The sequence below is a fragment of the Oleiphilus sp. HI0123 genome, assembly GCF_001635315.1.
In genome coordinates this window covers 1-997 of record NZ_LWGE01000293.1, presented here as the reverse complement: position 1 = coordinate 997, position 997 = coordinate 1, and the positions used below count along the sequence as shown (strand labels likewise).

1 protein-coding gene is annotated in these 997 nt (G+C 43.8%); it reads right to left on the bottom strand.

Annotated elements, in window-relative coordinates; translation table 11 throughout:
* Positions 1-997 (bottom strand): hypothetical protein (locus A3761_RS26720; protein WP_197472761.1); only part of this gene is annotated, 997 nt, incomplete at both ends.

Genomic DNA, 997 nt, shown 5'->3' with positions numbered 1-997 from the left:
GGTCGACGAATTCGGATAAAACCATAATATCAGTTGGCTGATAGCGTAAATTACTCAAAACCACTGTCGCCTGACCGCTGCTCTCTGGTTTTTTAGGTTTCTCTTCAAGCACTGGCTCAGGCCGATAATAACTGCCATCTAAAAACAGCTGCAACGATTGACTCATTTTGCCGTTGATATTTGCACTTATTGCTAGACTAGACACTAGTTCCTGATCATAAAGTCGTTCTAACTCTCCCAACCTTATCGGCACAGGAGGTTCAACTTTTAACTTCAAGACACCGCCTTGCAACAATTTATCACGATATAAATCTTCGACAGCCTCATTTGCCAGCATTCCTATCCCCGCCATACCTATTCGCCAAGCTTGAGAAGCATGTTTTGCATAGGCCTCAGGCTCTAAGCCACTCTCTTCCGTGCATAAGTTCACCATACGACGAGCATAGCCCGCATCTAAATGACTCATTTCTAGGTTATGAATATTTATTGCTGACACATTTCCCGTTTCAATTACGGTATTAAGCCCTTCCAAATCCAGACTTAGGGCCAACTCTAACTTTCCGATCTTATCGATGTCTATCGACAGCGTAATCATATCTTTGCCGCGGGCTTGCTCATAATAGATGCGACCCGAAGCCGATAGCTCTTCTATCCCCATGGCTTTTAAAGCTGAGAAATCCAGAGATGAACGATCTCCGCAAGCAAACAAGCTCATTGGAACCAACACCTTATCGCCAATAAACAGAGCCATCCATTCATCAAGACCGCGCCCCTTAAAAGGCATTCGCAAGCCAGAGTAGCTCATTGAAATCGGAGCAGTCAATTTGCCTACTTTTAAGCTAGGCAAGGCTGTCATCATTGAAGATGCATTGCCTAAACCGAGCGTAAGTTTGTCTATATTAATCGGACGCTTCAAACTAAAAGGCGTTAAAACAAGTCCCTCAAAATGGATATTCCCTTCAAAGTCAACCGATAGCCAGGAATAGCTTAACGAAAG